Raw genomic sequence first — 21,298 nt, forward strand, 5'->3', positions numbered from 1 at the left:
ACAAAAAAGTTTTTACTTCAAATCTTTCTTAATGACCAAATATTTCAAATCTGTTTTTCCTACATTACTGATACCGTGTTCCGCATTGGGCGGGCAATAAAAACTGGTATTTGGACCTGCGACCACTGTTTTTCCGTCAAGAAAGAATTCGGCAGTGCCTTCCAGGATATAGAAGAATTCTTCTTCGGGATGATGATGTGGCGCGTGAGTTGATTTTCCGGGTTCGACGATACTCATTTTGAGCGTGTTTTCCTGAGTGAAATTTTTATCGGCAAACCAATATTGATAACCTACTTTTGTTTTTGTGGCTTTGTCTAACTCAAAATGATTGACACAGTTCTCGATTGAATATTTTATTTCAGCAGGAACTGTTTCTTTTTTTGTTTCCTGAGCTTGTGCTGATTGAATAATTAAAGTAACAATCGCAATTTTTATAATGGATACTGGCTTCATTTTTTTTTAGCAATGTTACAAAAAAATTTGATGTGTGTTAGAAATCGTGATATGAAGTTTGGTTTGTCATTTCGACCGGAGGGAGAAATCACACTAGAAACTCCGCAAAGTTAGTCGTCAATCTTTGTTAGTTTACTATTGTGTTTTTTCTCTTGATAAAGTATTGTTTCAATCTTTATCGAATCCCGCGTGTGATTTCTCGTTCCTCGAAATGACATACCCTTACATAAACAAAAAAAACACGTATATTCGTACAAAAAAAATAAAGTACTAAACCCTCAAACTGGTTTTCATAGTTACTACGTCTACATTATAACAAATGAACATCGAACCTCTTTTTACATTGGTGTTACTAACAACTTAAAACAAAGACTTGCAAAGCATAAAGAAAACATAGATTTAAATGTTAGTAGCTTTGCAGCAAAATATAATATTCAGTTTTTAGTTTACTACGAAAAATTCACCTGGATACAGGAAGCAATCTCACGGGAAAAAGAACTGAAGAAATGGCGAAGAGACAAAAAAATTGAATTGATAAGGAGTTCCAATGAAACTTTTGCGTTTCTTAATTTTCATTTTGAATAACTTTGCTAATCTTTGTCGATCTTCTAGTGTGATTTCTCCCTCCGGTCGAAATGACAAACTATGTGCAAAATAAACAAACCACAATCTATAGGAAATTATAAATATAACACCTCCTCGCCTAGCCCTGATCGAAATGGCATCCTTTTGTGGTGGGGTTCACCACAAAAGATATAATGGAGAGCGGGACAAAACGTCTTAAAAACACCAAAATCCTTCTGCTTCAAAAAAAAATAAAATCCTAAACCTCAAATAATTCAAGACCTCACAAGCTTTTTCAAGATCACTTATTGTACGATAAGAAAAAATTATGACAAAATTATGGCGTAATTCGAAAAACCGTCCTACATTTGCCTAACGGTGTTAAACAATTTAATACTTATTCAAAATGGCTAGTAAAGATCGTATTTTAAGACAAAAAGAAGAGACAAGAAACAATATTCTTGGCGCTGCTTATGATATTGTAAAAGAAGAAGGCTGGACTGGTTTGAGTATGCGTAAAATTGCTGACAGAATCGAATATACTGCTCCCATCATATATGAGTACTTTTCTAATAAAGATGCCATTCTAAGAGAGTTAACAGGTAAAGGTTTCCTTAAATTAGGTAAAGAGCTGGAAGATGCCAAAGCGAAATTTGATAAACCGGAAGACCAGATCGAAGCGATGTGGATGGCTTATTGGGATTTTGCCTTTACAGATACCGAAATGTATCAGGTAATGTTTGGTGTGCAGATGAATTGTTGCTCTGAACAATGTGATGCTGCAAAAACACCTTATAAATTATTTACTTCGGTCATTGCTGAGATTATGAAAAACAGCAACCCGACTGAAGAGGTCATTAAACAAAAATATTTTACTTTCTTTTCGGTCATTCATGGTTTGATTGCGATTAATATTATCAACAAAAGTATTTCGCTGGATACTATTAACGGACAGATTCTCAAAGATGCAATTGGAGGTATCATAAAATCAATACAATAAAAAAATTTCATTTTAACTTAACAGTGGTAAATGATTTAATAGGTAATTTAGCAAATCCTTTTTTTTACTCTTTTACTTAACAGTGATAAATAATTTAATTAACATAAAAAGAGGTTTTTTTAGCCCATTACTTAACACCGATAAATAATTTAATACCGATTTATGAAATAGAATTGGAGCCATTATTATTTGAATTTTTGCATCAATTTACTTAACAGCGTTAGAAAATTTAATACATATAGAAATGAATCTACAGCATACCGGAAATAAAAATTTTAAAAACGAGAATGTCCAACAAATTAAAACCAATATGAAAATGAAAAATGTAATTATAACCAGCTTTATTCTGGCACTAGTACTAAGCAGTTGTGCAGATAAACAACAAGCTCCTGCCCCACCACCACCTGTTTTACCAGTAGCAGCCATAACAAGCGAAAACACTACTACTGATAATGAATATCCTGCTTCGATACAAGGAACTGTAGATGTGGAAATTCGCCCACAAGTAAGCGGAAACCTTGACCGTGTTTTGGTAGATGAAGGTGCTTATGTAAGTAAAGGTCAAACTTTATTCAAAATAAACGAACGTCCTTTTCGTGAGCAATTAAACAATGCTTTAGCCAGTCTTCATGCTGCTGAAGCTGCTTTAATCAACGCTCAGTTAGAAGTTGATAAATTAACTCCTTTAGTGCAAAACAAAGTGGTTTCTGATTATCAGCTAAAAACTGCCAAAGCTTCTCAAAAAATCGCTGCTGCAAATATTGAACAGGCTAAAGCAATGGTAGCATCGGCCAGAATTAATTTAGGATACACTAATGTTACGGCTCCCGTTAGCGGTTACATCGGCAGATTGCCTAAAAAACAAGGAAGTCTGGTTTCAGCAACTGATATTGAACCCTTAACGACACTTTCTGATGTTCATGAAGTTTTTGCTTATTTCTCTTTGGGAGAAACCGATTTCATCAATTTTAAATCGCAATACGCAGGAAATTCACTGATTGATAAAATAAAACACCTGCCTCCGGTTTCTTTAATATTAGCAGATAACAACGCTTATCCGCAAACAGGAAAAATTGATATGGTTGATGGTCAATTCGATAAAACTACCGGTGCAATTACGCTTAGAGCGACTTTCCCTAACAAAAACGGAACGTTACGTTCCGGAAATACAGGAAGAATCCGATTAGGAATTCAGCATGACGATGCGATTTTGGTTCCACAATCGGCTACAATAGAAATGCAGGATAAGATTTTTGTTTTCACTGTTGGAAAAGCAAACAAAGTGAACAAAATGCCCATTACCGTTATCGGAAAAAGCGGAACAAACTACCTGATTAAAGATGGAGTACACTCCGGTGACCAAATTGTGTTAAGTGGTATTGATAAACTTCAGGAAGGTCAGGTTATTCAGCCTGAAAAATCGGCTACGAAAGTTGCCCAAATAACTAACAAAAAATAATTTTTACGAAAATGTTCAAAATATTTATACAAAGACCTGTACTGGCAACCGTTATCTCCATTTTATTGGTGATTCTGGGAGTACTTGGACTTACGAAATTGCCTTTACAACAGTTTCCTGATATTGCACCGCCATCGGTTTTGGTAACGGCGGTATATCCTGGAGCTAACGCCGAAACGGTTTTACGTTCGGTTGCACCCTCCCTGGAAGAATCTATAAATGGTGTTGAGAATATGACGTACATGAGCTCGACTGCCAGTAATGACGGAACTTTAGCGATTACTGTTTTCTTTAAATTAGGAACTGATGCAGATCAGGCTGCTGTAAACGTACAAAACAGAGTTGCTCAGGCTACAAGCCAGTTGCCTGCAGAAGTTGTTCAGCAAGGTGTTACAACTGCAAAACAGCAAAATAGTTTCATCATGGCGATTGGTATGTACACAGAAGATGAATCGAAATACGATCAGACTTTTGTTGCCAATTATGCTCAAATTAATATTATTCCGGAAATTAAACGTATTCCTGGAGTTGGTGCCGCCAGTATTTTTGGCGGAGTTAAAGATTATTCGATGAGAGTTTGGTTAAACCCAACTCAAATGTCTGCTTATCAGGTTACGCCAAACGAAGTAATGGCAGCCATTCAGGATAAAAGTTTAGAAGCTGCTCCGGGTAAATTTGGAGAAAGAAGCACTGAAGTTTTTGAATATGTAATTAAATACAAAGGAAAACTAACCAAACCGGAAGATTATCAAAATATTGCGATTCGTTCGAATGCCGATGGTTCTGTCCTTCGCTTAAAAGATGTGGCAAGAGTTGAACTTGGTGCTTATTCTTATAACAGTTTAACTCGTTTAAATGGTAAAAAAGGAATCGTAATTGGAGTTATTCAGTTAGCAGGTTCTAACTCAAATGATATTCAGGTTGCAATTAACAAACTGATGGTGAAAGCCTCTAAAGATTTTCCTCCCGGCATCAAACACAATATTTTCTACAGTACAAAAGTATCTTTAGACCAATCAATCGATCAGGTAAAACATACTCTAATTGAAGCTTTTATATTGGTATTTATAGTTGTTTTCATCTTCCTTCAAGATTTTAGATCAACCTTAATTCCGGCTATTGCTGTACCAGTAGCAATTTTAGGAACGTTCTTCTTTATGCAGCTATTTGGGTTTTCGATTAACCTTTTAACACTTTTCGCATTAATTCTGGCGATTGGTATTGTGGTAGATGACGCCATTGTGGTTGTCGAAGCTGTGCATGCGAAAATGGAGCATAAACACTTATCTCCAAAAGTAGCCACACATGAAGCAATGCACGAAATAACGGGTGCTATTATCTCGATTACGCTGGTAATGGCTGCTGTATTCCTGCCGGTTGGTTTTATGGAAGGCTCAACTGGGGTTTTCTATCGTCAGTTTGCTTTTACGATGGCCATTGCAATTGTAATTTCAGCAGTAAACGCTTTGACATTGAGTCCTGCCCTTGCCGCTTTATTCCTAAAAGATAATCACGCAGCGTACGACGGAAATACGCCTTATGTGAAACAAGGATTTAAAGAGAAATTCTTTAACGGATTCAATAAAAGTTTTGACTCATTAACAAACCGTTATGTGGGCGGATTAAAATTCTTAATTCGTAACAAATGGGTTAGTTTAGGCGGATTAGCTCTAATTACTTTTGCTACAGTTGTAATGGTTAAAACAACTCCTGCAGGATTTATCCCAACAGAAGATCAGGGATTTATCGCGATTGCAGTAAATACGCCATCAGGAACATCTCTTGACGGAACTCAGAAAGTAATGACTGAGGCCGAAAATACTTTAAGAGGTTTAGATGCTTCCCGATTTGTAACGGCAATTTCAGGTTTTAACTTGCTAACGAATTCTACAAGTCCGTCATCAGCAGTAGTTTTTGTATTGCTTAAACCAAATGAAGAGCGTGGTAATATTAAAAATATTGATGAAATCATGAGTCAGGTTCGTGGTAAATTAGGTGCGATTTCCGGCGGAAGTTTCTTTGTATTTAGTTTCCCGACTGTTCCCGGATTTAGTAACGTTGAGGCATTGGATTTGGTTCTTCAGGACAAAACCGGCGGTAAACTGGATAAGTTTAGCGGAGTCTCTCAAAACTTTATTGGAGAATTGATGAAACGCCCTGAAATAGCAGTTGCTTTTACCAGTTTCAAAGCTGATTATCCTCAATTACAATTGGATATTAATGATGCAAAAGCAGATCAGTTAGGCGTAAAAGTCAAAGATATTCTGCAAACCATGCAGGCTTATTTTGGTAGTGCTCAGGCATCAGATTTTAACCGATTTGGTAAATATTACAGAGTGGTTGTTCAGGCTGACATTGCCGACAGAGCAGATCCATCAGCAATTGATCGTGTATTTGTAAAAAACAAAAATGGCGAAATGGTTCCAATCAACACCTTGGTAAAACTAAGCCGTATTTATGGTTCTGAAACGGCTTCGAGATATAATCTATTTAACTCAATTGGTATAAATGCGATTCCGAAACCAGGGTTTAGTTCCGGAGATGCCATTAAAGCAATTGAAGAAGTGGCTGCACAACAATTACCTGCAGGCTATGGATTTGAATTTTCTGGACAAACCCGTGAAGAAATTTCTTCGGGAGGTCAATCGGCTACCATTTTCTTATTGTGCCTGATATTTATCTATTTCTTACTTGCTGCACAGTATGAAAGTTACATTTTGCCTTTAGCAGTAATTCTATCAATCCCTGCGGGTATATTTGGAGTATTTGTGGCAATCGGTTTAACCGGAATTGAAAATAACATTTATGTACAGGTTGCGCTGGTAATGCTTATTGGACTGCTCGCCAAAAACGCTATTCTGATTGTCGAATTTGCAGTCCAAAAACGAAAATCAGGTCAGGCATTGGTTAAAGCATCAATTGATGCAGCCAAATTACGTTTACGACCAATTATCATGACATCGCTGGCTTTCGTAGTAGGATTAATCCCGATGATGAGCGCAACAGGGCCATCAGCACAAGGTAACCATTCGATTAGTATTGGTGCTGCGGGAGGTATGATCTCTGGAGTAATTCTTGGACTGTTAATCATTCCGGTTTTATTTATCGTATTCCAGCATTTACAAGAAAAGGTTTCGGGAAAACCAATAGCCGTAATTCATAACGAAGAAAAATAAATATGGAAAATTATATAACGACAATTCTGGTGGCCATTCTATTGGGCATTGGCTATATATCGTACAGAATTTCAAGAGATCTTGATACTAAAAAAGATACTTGTACAGAAATTTAATGACAACTTATAAAATGAAAAAATATATAACCAAAATCGTGATGGTCGCTATTTTGATCACCACTATACTATCCTGTAAAGTTTCTAAGGATATTGAAACTCCAAAAGATGCACTTCCTGAGAATTTCAGGGGTGTGTCGGTTTCAAAAGATACGGCCAGTATTGCCGATCTGGAGTGGAAAAACTTCTTTACGGAGAAAGACATTATCAAGCTAATTGACAGCGCAGTAGTCCGAAATAACGATTTACAAATCGCTGCAAAAAACATCGAAATTGCGCAGTACCGATTTTCGCAATCAAAATGGGGAAATGTTCCTCAGGTGAATTTGGGTGTTACCGCCAGTACCAGCAATCCGTCAGACAATAGTTTTACAGGAAAAAACCTGGGTCAGGCTTTAGGTCAAAACCATATTAATGATTTCACTGCAGGTGCAACACTTTCATGGGAAGCTGATATTTGGGGGAAAATCAAAAATCAGAAAAAAGGTGCTTTTGCTGAATATCTTCAATCTGAAGAGGTAAAAAAAGCAGTACAGACCACAATTGTTGCCAATGTTTCTAAAGGTTATTACAACCTTTTGATGCTGGACGCACAATTGGACATTGCCAGACAAAATCTGAAACTGAATGACAGTACGACCAATATTATCAAACTGAAATATGATGCGGGTCAGGTGACTTCATTGGCTATTCAGCAATCTGAAGCACAGAAATTAAACTCAGCACAATTGATTCCGCTATTGGAACAAAACATCGCTATTCAGGAAAATGCTTTAAGTGTACTGACAGGATCTTTTCCGGATTCAAAAGAAAGAACTATAAAATTAAACGCTATTGAAGTAAAGCAAAATACAGCAATTGGAATTCCGTCTTCATTAATAAGCAGAAGACCGGATGTAAAAAGTGCCGAACTGGCTTTAAAAGCAGCCAATGCGAATGTCGGAATCACAAAAGCAGACCTGTATCCGGCCTTGAGAATTACAGCACAAGGTGGATTAAATTCATTTGAAACCAGCAATTGGTTCAATATTCCGGCTTCCTTATTTGGAACTGTTGCGGGAGGTTTAACCCAGCCTTTACTAAACAATAAAAAAGTAAGAACACAATATAATATTGCGGTTGCCGAAAGAGGAAAAGCCGTTATCCGTTTCAGACAATCTGTTTTAGTGGCAGTAAGTGAAGTTGCCGATGCTTTGGTTGCCGTTGAAAAATTACAGCAACAGGAAACATTTTTGCAGGAACGTGTAAAAACACTGCAGCAAGCGATTAAAAATGCTAATCTGTTATTCAAAAACGGAATGGCAGAATACCTTGAGGTACTTTCTGCTCAGGCAAGTTTATTGCAAAGCGAATTAGAATTAGCAGACATTAAAAGAGCACAGCTTTCTGCCAATACCGAATTATACCGTGCATTGGGCGGAGGCTGGAGATAATACCCGTTTTTAATTATTTATTTCTAAAAACGCTGTGAAACTTAGTTTTCATGGCGTTTTTTGATTTTCATAAAATATAAACTCTGAAAATATTTTTATGCAAATCCTGAAATAACAAATTCCTAAGAGACAATTACTATTAACCAAACTACTATGAAATGAAAGGTGGCAAGGCTAAAAGCTTAATTTTATCCACAAATTTTCACGAATTAATTTGTATCAACTTGTCTAATTATGGTTAAAAAAAGCTAGAAGCTGAAAACGAAATGCACTAACGTACCTAATTTTAAATATTAGTAAAATATAAAAAAATGAACGCATTGGTTGTAATCATTAAAAACGTCAGTTCGAGGTTTAATTTTTTTTACAAAAAAAGCAATATAAGATGACGTTACAACATCTCCTCAGTTCGAGTGAATTTTCTGAAAATGCAATAGCTTTTTCAGAAAATTTGTATCGAGAACTATTTTTAATCATAATTTTTCTGTTCTGGATACCATTTTCTATCGAAAATCATTCAGACTGACGAAAAATTATCATCAAAAACGAATTACCAACAAATAAATGGGGTAACTTTAAAACACTTTTACAAACCGGTCTCCTTATATCATTTTTATATAAATCTTTTGAGTTAATTTTTTAATGGATTGGATTAATTTTCAACGTATTAAGTTTATAATTTTAAAAAATAAATTTAAACAGCTGTCCTGTTATTAAGGTTCTGCAGATAAATAACTGCGACAACCCATTTGAGCCTAAGGATTTATTAACAAACTAAAAAATAATCCCGATGAAAACGCTACAAAAAATTAAATCAAAAATAGTTTTCCTGTCAACTTATCCACCAACACAATGTGGCATTGCTACTTATACAGAAGATACCATAAAAGGAATTATGAATGTGTATGGAAAATCCATAAGCTGTGAAATTTGCGAACTGGTAAAATCTCCAAAAGAGAATCCAACACAGGCCTTTACATTAAACACAAAAGACAAAGATGATTACGCAAGAGTTGCCGAAGAAATCAACAAAGATAATTTGATAAAACTGGTACATATTCAGCATGAATTTGGCTTGTTTGGCGGGAATTACGGTGACCATTTATTAGGTTTTTTAAATGTGATAAAAAAACCGGTAACTTTTACTTTTCATAGTGTTATTCAAAATCCTGATAAAGAATTGAAAACTTTTGTCAAATTACTTTTGAGTTACAGTAATTCAGTTTTTGTAATGACAAACCAATCTCAGGAAATCCTTATAAGAGATTACGACATTCAAAAGGAAATTATTACCTGCACAGCGCACGGAACACACGTTGTAATTTATGAAACTCCTGCTCAGGCAAAACAAAAATTTAATATTGAAGACAGAAAAGTACTTGCTACTTTCGGGCTTTTAGGCGAAGGAAAAAATATTGAAACCGGTTTACAGGCTTTATCCAAAATTGTAGAAAAAGAACCCAATGTACTTTATTTGATTATTGGCAGAACACACCCTAATCTGATTTTCAATGGTGTAGATGAATACCGCGATAAATTAGAAACACTTGTTAAGGAATTAAATTTACACAACAACGTTCATTTCATCAATGAATTTTTAGAAACAAATGAGCTGTTAGATTATCTAAAAGCAACTGATATTTATTTGTTTACTTCAAAAGACCCTAATCAGGCTGTGAGCGGCACTTTTGCGTATGCAATGAGTTGTGCGTGTCCGCTTGTAGCTTCAAAAATCCCTCATACAGTAGAAGTTTTAAGTTCAGATTGCGGTATTTTAGTCGATATTGGAAATGTTGACCAGTTTGCCGAAGCTGCCATCAAACTACTTTCTGATGACGATCTAAGAGAAGAAATGGGTAAAAATGCTTTCCGTAAAATGAGAGCATCTTCCTGGGAAAACGTAGCTATAATTCACATGAATACCTACACCGGGCTAATTGAAAATGATACTGTAATTGATTTTGATTATCCGGAAATTCAATTGTCACACGTCAAAAAAATGACTACCGAATTAGGAATGATCCAATTTAGTAATATTTCTATTCCGGATTTTTCTTCCGGTTATACTTTGGATGACAATGCCAGAGCATTGGTGGCTGTTGGTATGCACTATAAACTAACCGGAGACAAGGATGATTTGCCTTATATATTGATTTATTTGGATTTTATTATTCGCTGTCAAAAAGAGACCGGAAATTTCATTAATTATATTGATGAAAACAACAGAGAGCATATTGAACAAAATGCTGAAGTTAATCTGGAAGATTCAAATGCAAGAGGAATCTGGGCTTTAGGAAGTGTTGTTGCCTTAAAAGATATTTTACCTGAAGCCATTGTATATAAGGCCTCTGAAAGTTTTCTAAAAAGTCTGCCCTGGGCAGAAACAATACAGTCGCCTCGTTCAATAGGGTTTGCGACAAAAGGGTTGTATTTGTATAATTCGGTTACTCCAAATTTATATGTTACAGCAATTATCAATAAGCTCAATGCCAAATTGGTTTCTAATTATGAAATTCATGCTACTAAAGACTGGAAATGGTTTGAAAATTATTTAACCTACGGAAATGGTATCCTACCGGAATCTATGCTGTATGCTTATTTGGTAACCAATAAACCTATTTTTAAAAAAATTGCATTAGAATCTCTTGACTTTCTTCTTTCGAAAATGTTCACAAAAAATGGTTTCAGGGTCATTTCAAATAATGGATGGTATCATAAAAATTCACAGCCACAGGAATATGGAGAACAGCCGATAGACGTTTCATACATTATTCAGACTTTAAATTCTTTCTATACTGCTTTCAAAAATCCGCTGTACAAAGAGTATATGAAAACAGCCTTTAATTGGTTCTTAGGCAAAAACCATTTAAATCAGATCATGTACAATCCTGTTAGCGGAGGTGGTTACGATGGTCTTGAAAAAAACAACGTAAACCTGAACCAGGGAGCAGAATCAACAGTTTGTTACCTGACAGCCAGATTAATCATGGAAAATTTTAAAGAGACTGAATGTAAGGTAATCGACCTCATTAAAACTAAAGCAGATTTAATCATTACTTCCTAGAATCCTTACCTGCCTAAATCAAATCCCTTTTAACGAAAGGGATTTTTTTTAACCCTAAAGCCTGGCTTAACTTATAAAGCTTTTATTTATTGTAACCCGTTGAGTGTAATTAGTTTTTGATGATAATTTTTCGTCAGTTCGAGTGATCCCGATTTTTCATCGGGATTGTATCGAGAACAGAATAATTAGTATTAAAAACGGTTCTCGATACTTTTTTTGTTCCATTTCTCTACACAAAAAACACTCGAACTGATGTTTTTAATAATTACTCCAACCGGTTTTATGTAGTTAATTCGATGTAAATTATATAAACATACGTTAAAGTTCTGTAAGTTTTTTTGTGCATTACTGAGCTAATTTTAAAGTAGTAATAAACGATCAAAAGTAAGTAACTAAAAATTAACTGTTTTGACTCTAAACTTAAAAAATACGTTCGAAGATGTAGGAAATGCAACCCTGTTTGCTGCACGTTTTTTTAAAGAGGTTTTTATACCCCCTTATGAAACCAGACAGTTTTTAAAACAATGTTATGCCATTGGTTACAAATCTTTGCCATTGGTAGCCATAACAGGTTTTATAATGGGGTTGGTACTTACGCTGCAATCAAGACCTACATTGGTAAAATTTGGTGCCGAATCCTGGTTACCGGGAATGGTAGCTCTTTCTTTAATCAGAGAAATTGCACCTGTAATTACCGCTTTGATTTGTGCAGGAAAAGTATCCTCCGGAATTGGGGCCGAATTAGGTTCTATGAAAGTCACAGAACAAATTGATGCCATGGAAGTTTCAGCCATCAATCCATATAAGTATTTAGTCGTTACCCGAATTCTTGCTACCACGTTAATGGTACCAATTCTTGTAATTTTTGCTGATGCTATTGGAATTTTAGGCGGATATGCAGGCATTAATATTCACGGCGATGTGAGTTTCTACAGATACATCACTAAAATATTCCAGTCACTTGAATTTCTGGATATAATTCCGGCCACTATTAAGACTTTTTTCTTTGGATTTTTTATCGGAATGATAGGATGTTACAAAGGATTTAATGCTTCAAACGGAACAGAAAGTGTGGGCAAAGCCGCAAATTCAGCAGTTGTAACAGCTTCTCTTACCATTTTTATTATTGATATGCTTGCCGTTCAGATAACCGATTTATTTTTTTAAGATGCTTAACGAAAAAGAAAATACAGGAACTAAAACCAAAGCGGATAAAAAAACTGCAATTATCGAGATCAAAGATTTACATAAAACTTTTGGTAATGATAATCATGTTTTAAAAGGCGTAAATTTTACTGTAAACAAAGGCGAAGACTTAGTGGTTTTAGGACGTTCAGGATCAGGAAAATCAGTAACCATAAAATGCATTGTAGGGCTGATAACTCCTGACAAAGGCGAAATAAATGTTTTTGAAGAAAACGTACTGGAACTCAAAAAAAAGGAACTCAATGAAATGAGGGTCCGAATTGGATTTTTGTTTCAAAGTGGTGCTTTGTATGACTCAATGTCCGTAAGAGAAAATCTGGCTTTTACTTTAAGAAAACACAAACGGGATTTAAATGCTGATGAAATTGAAAGTGAAGTTCTGGAGGCCTTGGATAATGTAGGGCTGAGTGATGCAATTGACAAAATGCCGTCAGAATTATCAGGCGGTATGCGTAAAAGAATTGGTCTGGCACGCACTTTAATTTTAAAACCTGAAATTATTTTATATGATGAGCCTACTACCGGCTTAGACACTATTACGTCAAGAGAAATAAGCGAATTAATATTAGATATCAAACACAGACGCAAAACGACTTCAATCATAATTACACATGACATGGCCTGTGCCAAGTTAACTGCTGATCGAATCATTGTGCTAAAAGAAGGCACAATACAGGCTGAAGGAACTTACGGAGAATTAGAAAAAAGTGAAGACGAATGGGTACGCTCATTCTTTGAATAAAAATAAAAAACAAAGATCATGGAGAAGCAATCTGGATATACCTGGAAATTAGGAATGTTTGTAACAATAGGTTTACTGCTCTTTATATTGGCAGTCTATTTTATCGGGAAGCAGAAAAATATTTTTGGATCTACTTTCCGGCTTACATCAAGCTTTAAAACAGTAAGCGGTTTGGAGATTGGTAATAATGTGCGATTTTCCGGAATTAACATTGGGACTATAGATGAAATTCAATTAGTTAATGATTCTACTGTAGTGGTAGGAATGGTTATTAAGGATGATGTCCGTGAATTTATCAAAACCGATGCAAAAGCCAGTATAGGCTCTGACGGATTAATGGGCGATAAAGTCTTAACTATTACTCCTGGCATAAAATCTCAAAAAATAGTAGAAAATAATGCACAAATCGCCTCACTAAGCAGCATTGAAATGAGTGATATCATGAAAACTGTCAAAAAGAGTATGGATAATGTAGGAGTGATTTCAGAAGAATTAGCAATTTTTAGCCATAGCATGAACAATGGTAATGGAGCACTGGCAAAACTAATTCGTGATCCGGGCATGGCAAACGCAATGGATAAAACACTTAATAATCTTGAAAAAGGCACCAAAGGCTTTAGCGAAAATATGGAAGCTGCAAAAAGTAATTTTCTGTTAAGAGGTTACTTTAAGAAAAAAGAAAAAGAAAAGGAAGAAAAATTAGAAGAAGCTAAAGAAGCAAAAGAAAAAAAAGAAGAACAGCAGGAAAAAGCTGAAAAAGAAAAAGTTAAGACAAAATAAAGAACAATTATACAAAATCGTTGCCAAATAAACAAAACATGAAATTACGCTCAACAGAAAGTTTATGGCCCCTAAAACATGCTATGGACACGAGTTACCCGTCTATAGATTCTGATATTGATACCGAAATTTTAATCATTGGAGGCGGAATTACCGGAGCTTTAATAGCCTATCGGCTTATTAATGAAGGTAAAAAGATCGTATTGGCTGACCGCCGTGATATTTGCAACGGAAGTACCGCAGCGAGTACCGCTCTGCTGCAATATGAAATTGATGTTGCACTACATGAACTAATAAATTTAAGAGGAGCTGAATGTGCTGTTGACAGTTATCGGAATGGAAAAAAAGCCATTTTTGACCTGCGAAAGATTATTGACGATATAAAAAGTGACTGCCAGTTTGAATTTAAAAAAAGCATCTATTTCTGCTCGTTAAAAAAAGATATTCCGTTTTTAAAAAGTGAATTTAGTGCCCGAAAAGAGCATGGTTTTGATATAAACTGGCTAGAAAAATGGGATCTGGAAAAAATTGGTTTAAATGCCATTGCAGCCATAGAATCAAAAACAGCAGCCGTAATGGATCCGTACAGGCTTGCACAGGATTTATTTCTTTATTGCGAAAAAAAAGGAGTGAAGATTTTTGACCGGACCAATATTATTTCGACAGAAAAACAAAAAGAAAAAATGATTGCCCGCACTCAAAATAAATACACCATAACAGCCAATCATATTATACATTGCAGCGGTTATGAAAGTACAGAAACACTTAAAGAGAAAGTTGTCGATCTTAAAAGTACTTACGTTATCGCATCAGAAAATATTCCTGAATTACCTGCTGCATTTAAAAATTGTATTTTTTGGGATACTTCAAAGCCCTATTTATATTTTAGGTCAACTGCTGACAATAGAGTTATTATGGGAGGTGGCGATGAAAATTTTAAAGATCCTGTAAAACGTGATAAATTATTACCCCGTAAAGAGCAATTTCTTTTGCATAAATTTCAAAAAAAGTTTCCGAAAATTAATTTTAAAACAGATTATTCCTGGGCGGGTACTTTTGGTGAAACTAAAGACGGCCTCCCTTATTTTGGAAAACCAAATCCAGATGTAAACGAACATTACGTTTTAGGATTTGGAGGTAATGGAATAACTTTCAGCGTTATGGCAATGAATTCTATTTTACATTCTATAAAAAACAAACCCCACAAAGATTTAGAATATTATCGATTTGGAAGGTAATTTTAACTTGTTTAAATCTCAATTACTTCAAATTGGATAATCAAAATTTCGTTTGATTATTTGTATGGGAAAATAAATATCTTTGAGAAAATAATATGAAGTAAATATTCGCTTATATATCTAAAATTGGATAGATTGGCGAATGTTTATTTCGTATATATACACGTTGTGTGCCATTTCATGAAAACATCGGTAAAAATAACAATCTTGATAATCCTTGTAATAGTTGATTTTATTGCATTATCAATTTATACTCAAAAATTAAAACTTGATCCTAGTGTAGCAATCGGAATTATTGTTATCGCACTTTTTATTTTTATAGTAAATATTTTAATCGCAGTTTTTTTTCTAATCTTTAAAAAACCATCCCTAACTGGATTATTTGTATTAAACGCATTCTTAGCGTCAGCAATATCAGTTTATGTATTTGAAAAAGAAATGAAAAAACAAAGTAACTTACTTTCTGAAAGTTGGCAATTTCAGAAAAATGATACCGTTTTTAGTCTTACCAGATGGAAAAAGCGAAATGAATTTAGTATGAATTATAGTTTATCGCCTGGTTCATCTTCAGGATTTCTCGATGGCAAATATTTTAAAGAAAATAATTCTTGGATTTTGGTAACAGATTCAACAAAAATGAAAATTGAGAATAATGTTTTAATTGGATTTAGAAAACCAGCTGATACTATAAGAATGCTCAAAGATGAATAGAAACGGCACACAACAGCACTTATAACTTTAAAAATCAGAATCTTGATGAAAATATTCCGATATTTAAAGCGTATAAGTAGAAGTTCTAATTTTATGTAAAAAAGGATTTTATATTGGCTTTTTCAAAGTAAAAAATACTCAAAATACACGTCTCGCACAATTAGCAAATTTAGGAGATTAGCCTGTTTTATACTATTTTCGTATGGGCGAGAATATTCGTCTTCATAAGATGTTAACTGAGCGAGATGCTGGAATAGTAGTATTAATCTGGAAACCATCTATCAATCAAAGTTTTTATTTCCAGTTTCGCATTTTCAAGAATCGAATTTAATTGGTCTCTATTTTGGTCAACCCCAAAAGCCGAAATCTGTTCTGAAGAAATACCCATAAAATCAAAATTTTGTTTTATTGTAGCTGAAGCAAATTCCTTGATAGTATCGGAATTATGATAATCGAATCCACTAACTACTATTGATAAAGCTTTTTTATCTTTACAAAGACCACTAAACCCTGTTTCAGGGCTAAAAGAAAATGTCTTATCACTAACGACAATAGCATCGATCCAAGCCTTTACTGTTGCCGGCATTGTAAAATTGTAAATAGGAAAAGCCAATACAATATTATCAGCTGCAAGAACTTCATCTATAAGTTTATGATGATTAGACAGCGTTAAGAGTTCTGTTTCTGAAAAGTCTCTTTTTCCCATATTCCATTCCATTATTAAATTCAAATTTTTCTCTAATAATAATTCCGGTGGAGTTTCAGCTAAATTTAAATGTTTTATTTCTGTTTTTCCTTTTGCCAGTTCCACAAATTCATCAAATAAAATTTGGGTGTAAGAGCCTTTTCTGGGTGTGTAGTTTACAACTAATGTTTTTCTCATTTTTTCTATTTTTTTACAAATATAGAGTCAACACATTAATAATTTTAATTATTTTTGTTTGCTTATTTATAATATATGTTATGATTAATTTAGAATGGCTGAGAACTTTTAGCGCTATATATGAATGTAAAAATATAACAGAAGCTTCAAAAAAGTTGAATATGACGCAACCTGGAGTTAGTAAACATTTATTTGCTCTGGAAAGCCATATTGGAAAAAAACTATTTGAAAGAACTACACGGAAATTAGCACCTACTGAATATGGGAAATTTTTATATTCACAAATTAATAATCCATTAAGTGAATTAGAAAAAGTAGAATATTATTCAGGTCAAAGAACAAAAAAACAACGATCTGCAATAACAATTGGCTGTACCACAGACTTTTTCAGGAAAGAATTAATACATCACATTTATACTTTTGACATGTATATAGTGACCCAATTTGGAAATGAAAAAGAATTGATTGAAGCTCTTGAAATGGAAAAAATTCAATTATTGGTTGGAATAAAAAAACACGATACTTACGACCATCAATTCACATACTTAAAGAATGAAGAGTTAGAATTAATTTGCTCCAACTCTATTGTTATTCCAGAGAATATTGAAAAAAATGATACGCAATTCATCACATGGCTACAAAAACAAACCTGGTTTACCTATGACAATAACCAAAATGATATAAAAAAATTCTGGGATTCCAGATTTAATACTAATCCTAAAATAGTTCCAAGATATATTTTACCGTCTTATTTGGACATAATAGAAACTTTAAAAAATAATAGCGGATTTAGTATCGTTCCTAAACATTTATGTGATGACGAGTTAGACAAAAATTTAATTAAAGCCCCCATTAAGTCTTCTAAAATAATAGAGCAAAAACTATTTTATTCATTCAAGCTGAAGAATAATAACCTGAAAGAAATTAACCTTTTTATAGAGAAGATGAAAAAAAATAATGACTGCTTCTAGCAGGGGCTCTAAACAAATCTTAGTATCTCAAAGTTCTTAAATTATGCTGTAATAGCCAGCTGATTTTGACTGAATTTGTATTCCTTTGGGCTACAGTTAAATTTTTGTTTGAAGATTTTAGAAAAATAACTTCTACTGGTAAAACCGATACAATAGACGATTTCGGAAATATTTAATTCGGAATTTTTAATTAAAATTTCGGCTTTTAAAATTCGCCTGTGCGTGATAAAATCATTTACCGTTCGGCCATGAATCATTTTAAAACCTTCTTGTAGTTTGTTTGGTGATAAACCCGATTTCTTGCTAAGCGATTTAATGGTAAATTGCTCTTCGGGAGTTTCTTTTATAAGGTCTGAAAGCTTTTTTATTTCTTCCATTTCTTTTAGTGTAAGGCAGTTTGTTTCTTTCAAACAATTATTCATATCATCAGAATGCTGCTGAATTTCCATTGCCAGTATAATTTTCAAAATACCCTCTTTTAATAAATTACGAACAATTCCGGTTTGGGTAACGGCATTTAACTGCTCTATTTTTTCGGCTATTTTTAAATTGTAAGAACCTACATAGAAAAAATTATCTGAAAGGTTCTTTTCGAAAAAAGTTTCTTTTACTTTAAGATTGAAAAAATTATTCTCTAATGAGTCAGCATTTTGAGTTCCTACCACAATTAAAGTAACTTTGGTATTGGTATTTTTTTCAAAAAACAAAATATTATCTTCATCTTGTCTGGATGAAACAATAGCTGTCTGGAACTTTTTCAATTTTCTTTCAACTCCTGACATTCCAAAACTGTGAGATAAATTCCCTTTGGAGCAATAAGCAAAATAAACCGGCGAAATGTTTGGATTCCCAATACAGATTCTTACATCTTCAGAAAAAATCATATCAAATTGTAAACAGGAAACAGAATCACTAAACGAAGAACCAATAATGGTACCTTTTGCAAAATCACTGCTGACTTCAAGAGTATATTCATCTGAATCAAAAATTATTTCCCCTCCTAAACTTATCGTCAGTGCTTCAAATATATTCTTGATTTTATCGTTATGTATCGTTACTATTTTCATTTTTCCCTGATTTAAATTCAAAAAAATTATCTTTATAAATTAAAGAAGTAGGTTTAATTTATTTTTAATTATAATCTGAAATTCAAAATTCGCTCAAAACGCTGCCAAATGTGTTATATAATTTCTGAGATTTGTTTTATAATTACCTCCAAATGATTTTTTAGCTTATTAAATATGAAAAGTTTTTCTTTTGCCCCAATCGCTTCAAATGATGCAACTGTCTTAATTCTGGGGACGATGCCAGGTACAAAATCGCTTGAGACACAACAATATTACGGTCACGCACAAAATAATTTCTGGCGGTTTATGTTTGAAATTTTAAATGAAGATTTCACCCAGGATTACGAAAACAAAAAAACACTTTTAATTAAAAACAAAATTGCCTTATGGGATGTATTACAATTTTGTGAAAGAATTGGAAGTCTGGACAGCGCGATTAAAAATGAAGTCCCGAATGATTTCGAACAATTTTTAAGGCAGCATCCTAATATTAAAACTATTCTTTTTAACGGACAGAAAGCTGCTGCCTTTTTTAAAAAACATGTTTCCGTAAAAGATAACAAGTATCAGTTCATACTATTGCCATCTACAAGTCCGGCCAATGCGGGGAAACCATTCGAATCAAAATTAAATGAATGGAAAATCATTCGTGAATTTATAAAATACTAAATTATAATACATTAAAAACTTGAAAAAATCAGCATCCAAAACGCTTCAAAAAGACTGAATTCCAAAACATACAAAATTTAGATTTACTTTTCTGATGATTTAATTTTATTCATAGTAATAAACAAAACAAGCCCGATCTTTTAAAGATAACGGGCTTGTTTGCTCTAACTAAAACTTGACTCAAACTAACTTTTAAAATGCAGGGATTAAAAAATTTTTATATTTCTTAATCTTCGGTCAAAACAGAAATTTTCGAATGTCTTTCTATATTTCATTCCGAAATTTCCAACTGAAGCACCACATTTTGATAATATTTACTAAGCGAAAACAACTGCTCCGCAAAAATCATAACAGCCAGCGGAATAAAGAAGAATGTCGTTAAATCTTCTTCATATAAAAAATAAGTGGTTACGATAAATATTCGGCCATATTCCAGATAATACATCCATTTTCGCTGTTCTAATAAAGCGCCGCAGTTTACTAATGTAATTAGGATAAAAGCCAAAACAAAGACTTTATCAATCATGTCTAAAAGATCAAAATAATAAGTAAAAACTGTTAGTATCAGAGTACAGATTCCTAATTGGATATAAAGGTAATTTCTAAATCGCAGCCTTTGATGCGGATTGCTTTTATCCTGCAGAAAACGTTTTTCTAATATGGGCCTAATATCCTGATCCATGTGAGCCGGACTTCCAAAAACAGCTTTCCATCTGGCTTTAAAGCCTTTTGAGCGTTTCCATAATTCATAAATCTCAAAATAATAATGCGTATGCTGCCATAAAAAACTATAACTTTTTAACGGATGGGTTAAACCGTATTTTGGTTTCTCTTCTTCCTCTTGAAAAGTGCCAAAAATACGGTCCCAAAAAGTAAACATATCGCCGTAATTTTTATCCAGGTATTTTTCGTCAGATGCATGATGAACACCATGAATTGAAGGTGTTACAAAAACGTATTCGAGCCATTTTATTTTGCCTATAAGCTGTGTATGTGTAAAAAAGGAATAGGCGCCATGAACAATCAGCATTGTGATAACCATAGCCGGATGAAAGCCTACAAAAGGAAGAATACACCAAAATCCTGTTCTCACAATCGCCTGAAAGGTAGTAATTCTGGCTGCAGCGGTAAAATTAAATTCTTCACTATGATGATGTACAATATGCGCTGCCCAGAAAAAATTAACCTCGTGTCCGAGTCTGTGGTACCAATACCAGACAAAATCAGTTGCGAGAATTAAGGCAACCCAAACAAAAAAATTACCCGGAATATCTAATAATCGGTAATTATCATAAATAAAATAATACAGCTGATAAAAACTTGCTGCCACAAAAAGATTAATTAATCTTTCTGCAATACCCACACTAATGTTCGAAACAGAGCTTTCGTAATTGAAAATCTCCGGTTTTTTTCTGCGCTGTATCAATTTATATTCCAAAAATAAAAAAATGAAAAACGCAGGCATAGCGAACGCGAGAAAATTAATATGTTCCATTTTTAAAAAATCCCTTTTGACTGATAAACAACTTATTTATAATTCCATTTAATATTTATGTAAAAAGATATTTTCATTAGGTACTATTTCTAATTAAACCTTTGGGTGTAATTATTAAAAGCGTCAGAACGAGTGTTTTTTGTGTAGAGAAACGGAACAAAAAATGTATCGAGAACCGTTTTTAATGATAATTTTTCTGTTCTAGATACAATCCCGATGAAAAATCGGGATCACTCGAACTGACGAAAATTATCATCAAAAACTAATTATA

17 protein-coding genes are annotated in these 21,298 nt (G+C 33.8%); 13 read left to right on the forward strand and 4 right to left on the reverse strand.

Annotation, left to right across the window (positions count from 1 at the left end; genetic code table 11):
- Nucleotides 1-12: 12 nt before the first annotated feature.
- Nucleotides 13-453: a cupin domain-containing protein gene (locus FLV_RS08760; RefSeq protein ID WP_243232969.1), complete on the reverse strand. Its 441-nt coding sequence runs from the start codon at nucleotides 451-453 to the stop codon at nucleotides 13-15.
- A gap of 309 nt (nucleotides 454-762) precedes the next feature.
- Here FLV_RS08760 and FLV_RS08765 point away from each other — a divergent pair, with 309 nt between their 5' ends.
- The 11 genes from FLV_RS08765 to FLV_RS08815 all read left to right on the forward strand — a co-directional run bounded on the left by FLV_RS08765 (nucleotide 763) and on the right by FLV_RS08815 (nucleotide 15,942).
- The gene (locus FLV_RS08765) at nucleotides 763-1,038 is read left to right on the forward strand and encodes a GIY-YIG nuclease family protein (RefSeq protein WP_243233447.1); all 276 of its coding nucleotides are present in this window, start codon (nucleotides 763-765) and stop codon (nucleotides 1,036-1,038) included.
- 385 nt (nucleotides 1,039-1,423) lie between these two features.
- The gene (locus tag FLV_RS08770) at nucleotides 1,424-2,017 is read left to right on the forward strand and encodes a TetR/AcrR family transcriptional regulator (protein WP_243232970.1); all 594 of its coding nucleotides are present in this window, start codon (nucleotides 1,424-1,426) and stop codon (nucleotides 2,015-2,017) included.
- 316 nt (nucleotides 2,018-2,333) lie between these two features.
- Nucleotides 2,334-3,476 carry an efflux RND transporter periplasmic adaptor subunit gene (locus FLV_RS08775; protein WP_410745952.1) on the forward strand — a complete coding sequence of 381 codons (1,143 nt, stop codon included), beginning with the start codon at nucleotides 2,334-2,336 and terminating at the stop codon, nucleotides 3,474-3,476.
- Between the two features lie 11 nt (nucleotides 3,477-3,487).
- Nucleotides 3,488-6,652, forward strand: coding sequence for an efflux RND transporter permease subunit (locus FLV_RS08780; protein ID WP_243232972.1), 3,165 nt, complete (start codon nucleotides 3,488-3,490; stop codon nucleotides 6,650-6,652).
- A gap of 130 nt (nucleotides 6,653-6,782) precedes the next feature.
- Complete coding sequence (locus FLV_RS08785) at nucleotides 6,783-8,201, forward strand: TolC family protein (protein ID WP_243232973.1); 1,419 nt, start codon at nucleotides 6,783-6,785, stop codon at nucleotides 8,199-8,201.
- Between the two features lie 790 nt (nucleotides 8,202-8,991).
- Nucleotides 8,992-11,265, forward strand: coding sequence for a glycosyltransferase (locus FLV_RS08790; RefSeq protein ID WP_243232974.1), 2,274 nt, complete (start codon nucleotides 8,992-8,994; stop codon nucleotides 11,263-11,265).
- A 408-nt stretch (nucleotides 11,266-11,673) separates the two neighbouring features.
- Nucleotides 11,674-12,432, forward strand: coding sequence for an MlaE family ABC transporter permease (locus FLV_RS08795; protein ID WP_243232975.1), 759 nt, complete (start codon nucleotides 11,674-11,676; stop codon nucleotides 12,430-12,432).
- 1 nt (nucleotide 12,433) lies between these two features.
- Nucleotides 12,434-13,213, forward strand: coding sequence for an ABC transporter ATP-binding protein (locus tag FLV_RS08800; RefSeq protein ID WP_243232976.1), 780 nt, complete (start codon nucleotides 12,434-12,436; stop codon nucleotides 13,211-13,213).
- Nucleotides 13,214-13,231: 18 nt separating this feature from the next.
- A complete protein-coding gene (locus FLV_RS08805; RefSeq protein WP_243232978.1) occupies nucleotides 13,232-13,993 on the forward strand; it encodes an MlaD family protein in 762 nt (253 codons plus the stop codon).
- 38 nt (nucleotides 13,994-14,031) lie between these two features.
- Complete coding sequence (locus FLV_RS08810) at nucleotides 14,032-15,231, forward strand: NAD(P)/FAD-dependent oxidoreductase (RefSeq protein WP_243232979.1); 1,200 nt, start codon at nucleotides 14,032-14,034, stop codon at nucleotides 15,229-15,231.
- Between the two features lie 207 nt (nucleotides 15,232-15,438).
- Entirely contained in the window at nucleotides 15,439-15,942 is a 504-nt protein-coding gene (locus FLV_RS08815) for a hypothetical protein (RefSeq protein ID WP_243232980.1), read from the forward strand.
- Between the two features lie 262 nt (nucleotides 15,943-16,204).
- Here FLV_RS08815 and FLV_RS08820 read toward each other — a convergent pair whose 3' ends face one another.
- Nucleotides 16,205-16,825 (reverse strand): NAD(P)H-dependent oxidoreductase, encoded by a 621-nt coding sequence (locus tag FLV_RS08820; RefSeq protein WP_243232981.1) that lies wholly within the window; start codon nucleotides 16,823-16,825, stop codon nucleotides 16,205-16,207.
- A gap of 80 nt (nucleotides 16,826-16,905) precedes the next feature.
- On the opposite strand from FLV_RS08820, the gene FLV_RS08825 reads away from it, so the two are divergent.
- Nucleotides 16,906-17,796, forward strand: coding sequence for a LysR family transcriptional regulator (locus FLV_RS08825; protein WP_243232982.1), 891 nt, complete (start codon nucleotides 16,906-16,908; stop codon nucleotides 17,794-17,796).
- 41 nt (nucleotides 17,797-17,837) lie between these two features.
- Here FLV_RS08825 and FLV_RS08830 read toward each other — a convergent pair whose 3' ends face one another.
- Complete coding sequence (locus FLV_RS08830) at nucleotides 17,838-18,863, reverse strand: helix-turn-helix domain-containing protein (RefSeq protein ID WP_243232983.1); 1,026 nt, start codon at nucleotides 18,861-18,863, stop codon at nucleotides 17,838-17,840.
- A gap of 174 nt (nucleotides 18,864-19,037) precedes the next feature.
- Here FLV_RS08830 and FLV_RS08835 point away from each other — a divergent pair, with 174 nt between their 5' ends.
- The gene (locus tag FLV_RS08835) at nucleotides 19,038-19,532 is read left to right on the forward strand and encodes a DNA-deoxyinosine glycosylase (protein ID WP_243232984.1); all 495 of its coding nucleotides are present in this window, start codon (nucleotides 19,038-19,040) and stop codon (nucleotides 19,530-19,532) included.
- A gap of 271 nt (nucleotides 19,533-19,803) precedes the next feature.
- Here the strand turns inward: FLV_RS08835 and FLV_RS08840 are convergent, their stop codons facing one another.
- Complete coding sequence (locus FLV_RS08840) at nucleotides 19,804-21,027, reverse strand: sterol desaturase family protein (RefSeq protein WP_243232985.1); 1,224 nt, start codon at nucleotides 21,025-21,027, stop codon at nucleotides 19,804-19,806.
- Between the last annotated feature and the right edge of the window lie 271 nt (nucleotides 21,028-21,298).

This window comes from Flavobacterium pectinovorum (assembly GCF_022802975.1).
Classification (GTDB): domain Bacteria; phylum Bacteroidota; class Bacteroidia; order Flavobacteriales; family Flavobacteriaceae; genus Flavobacterium; species Flavobacterium pectinovorum_B.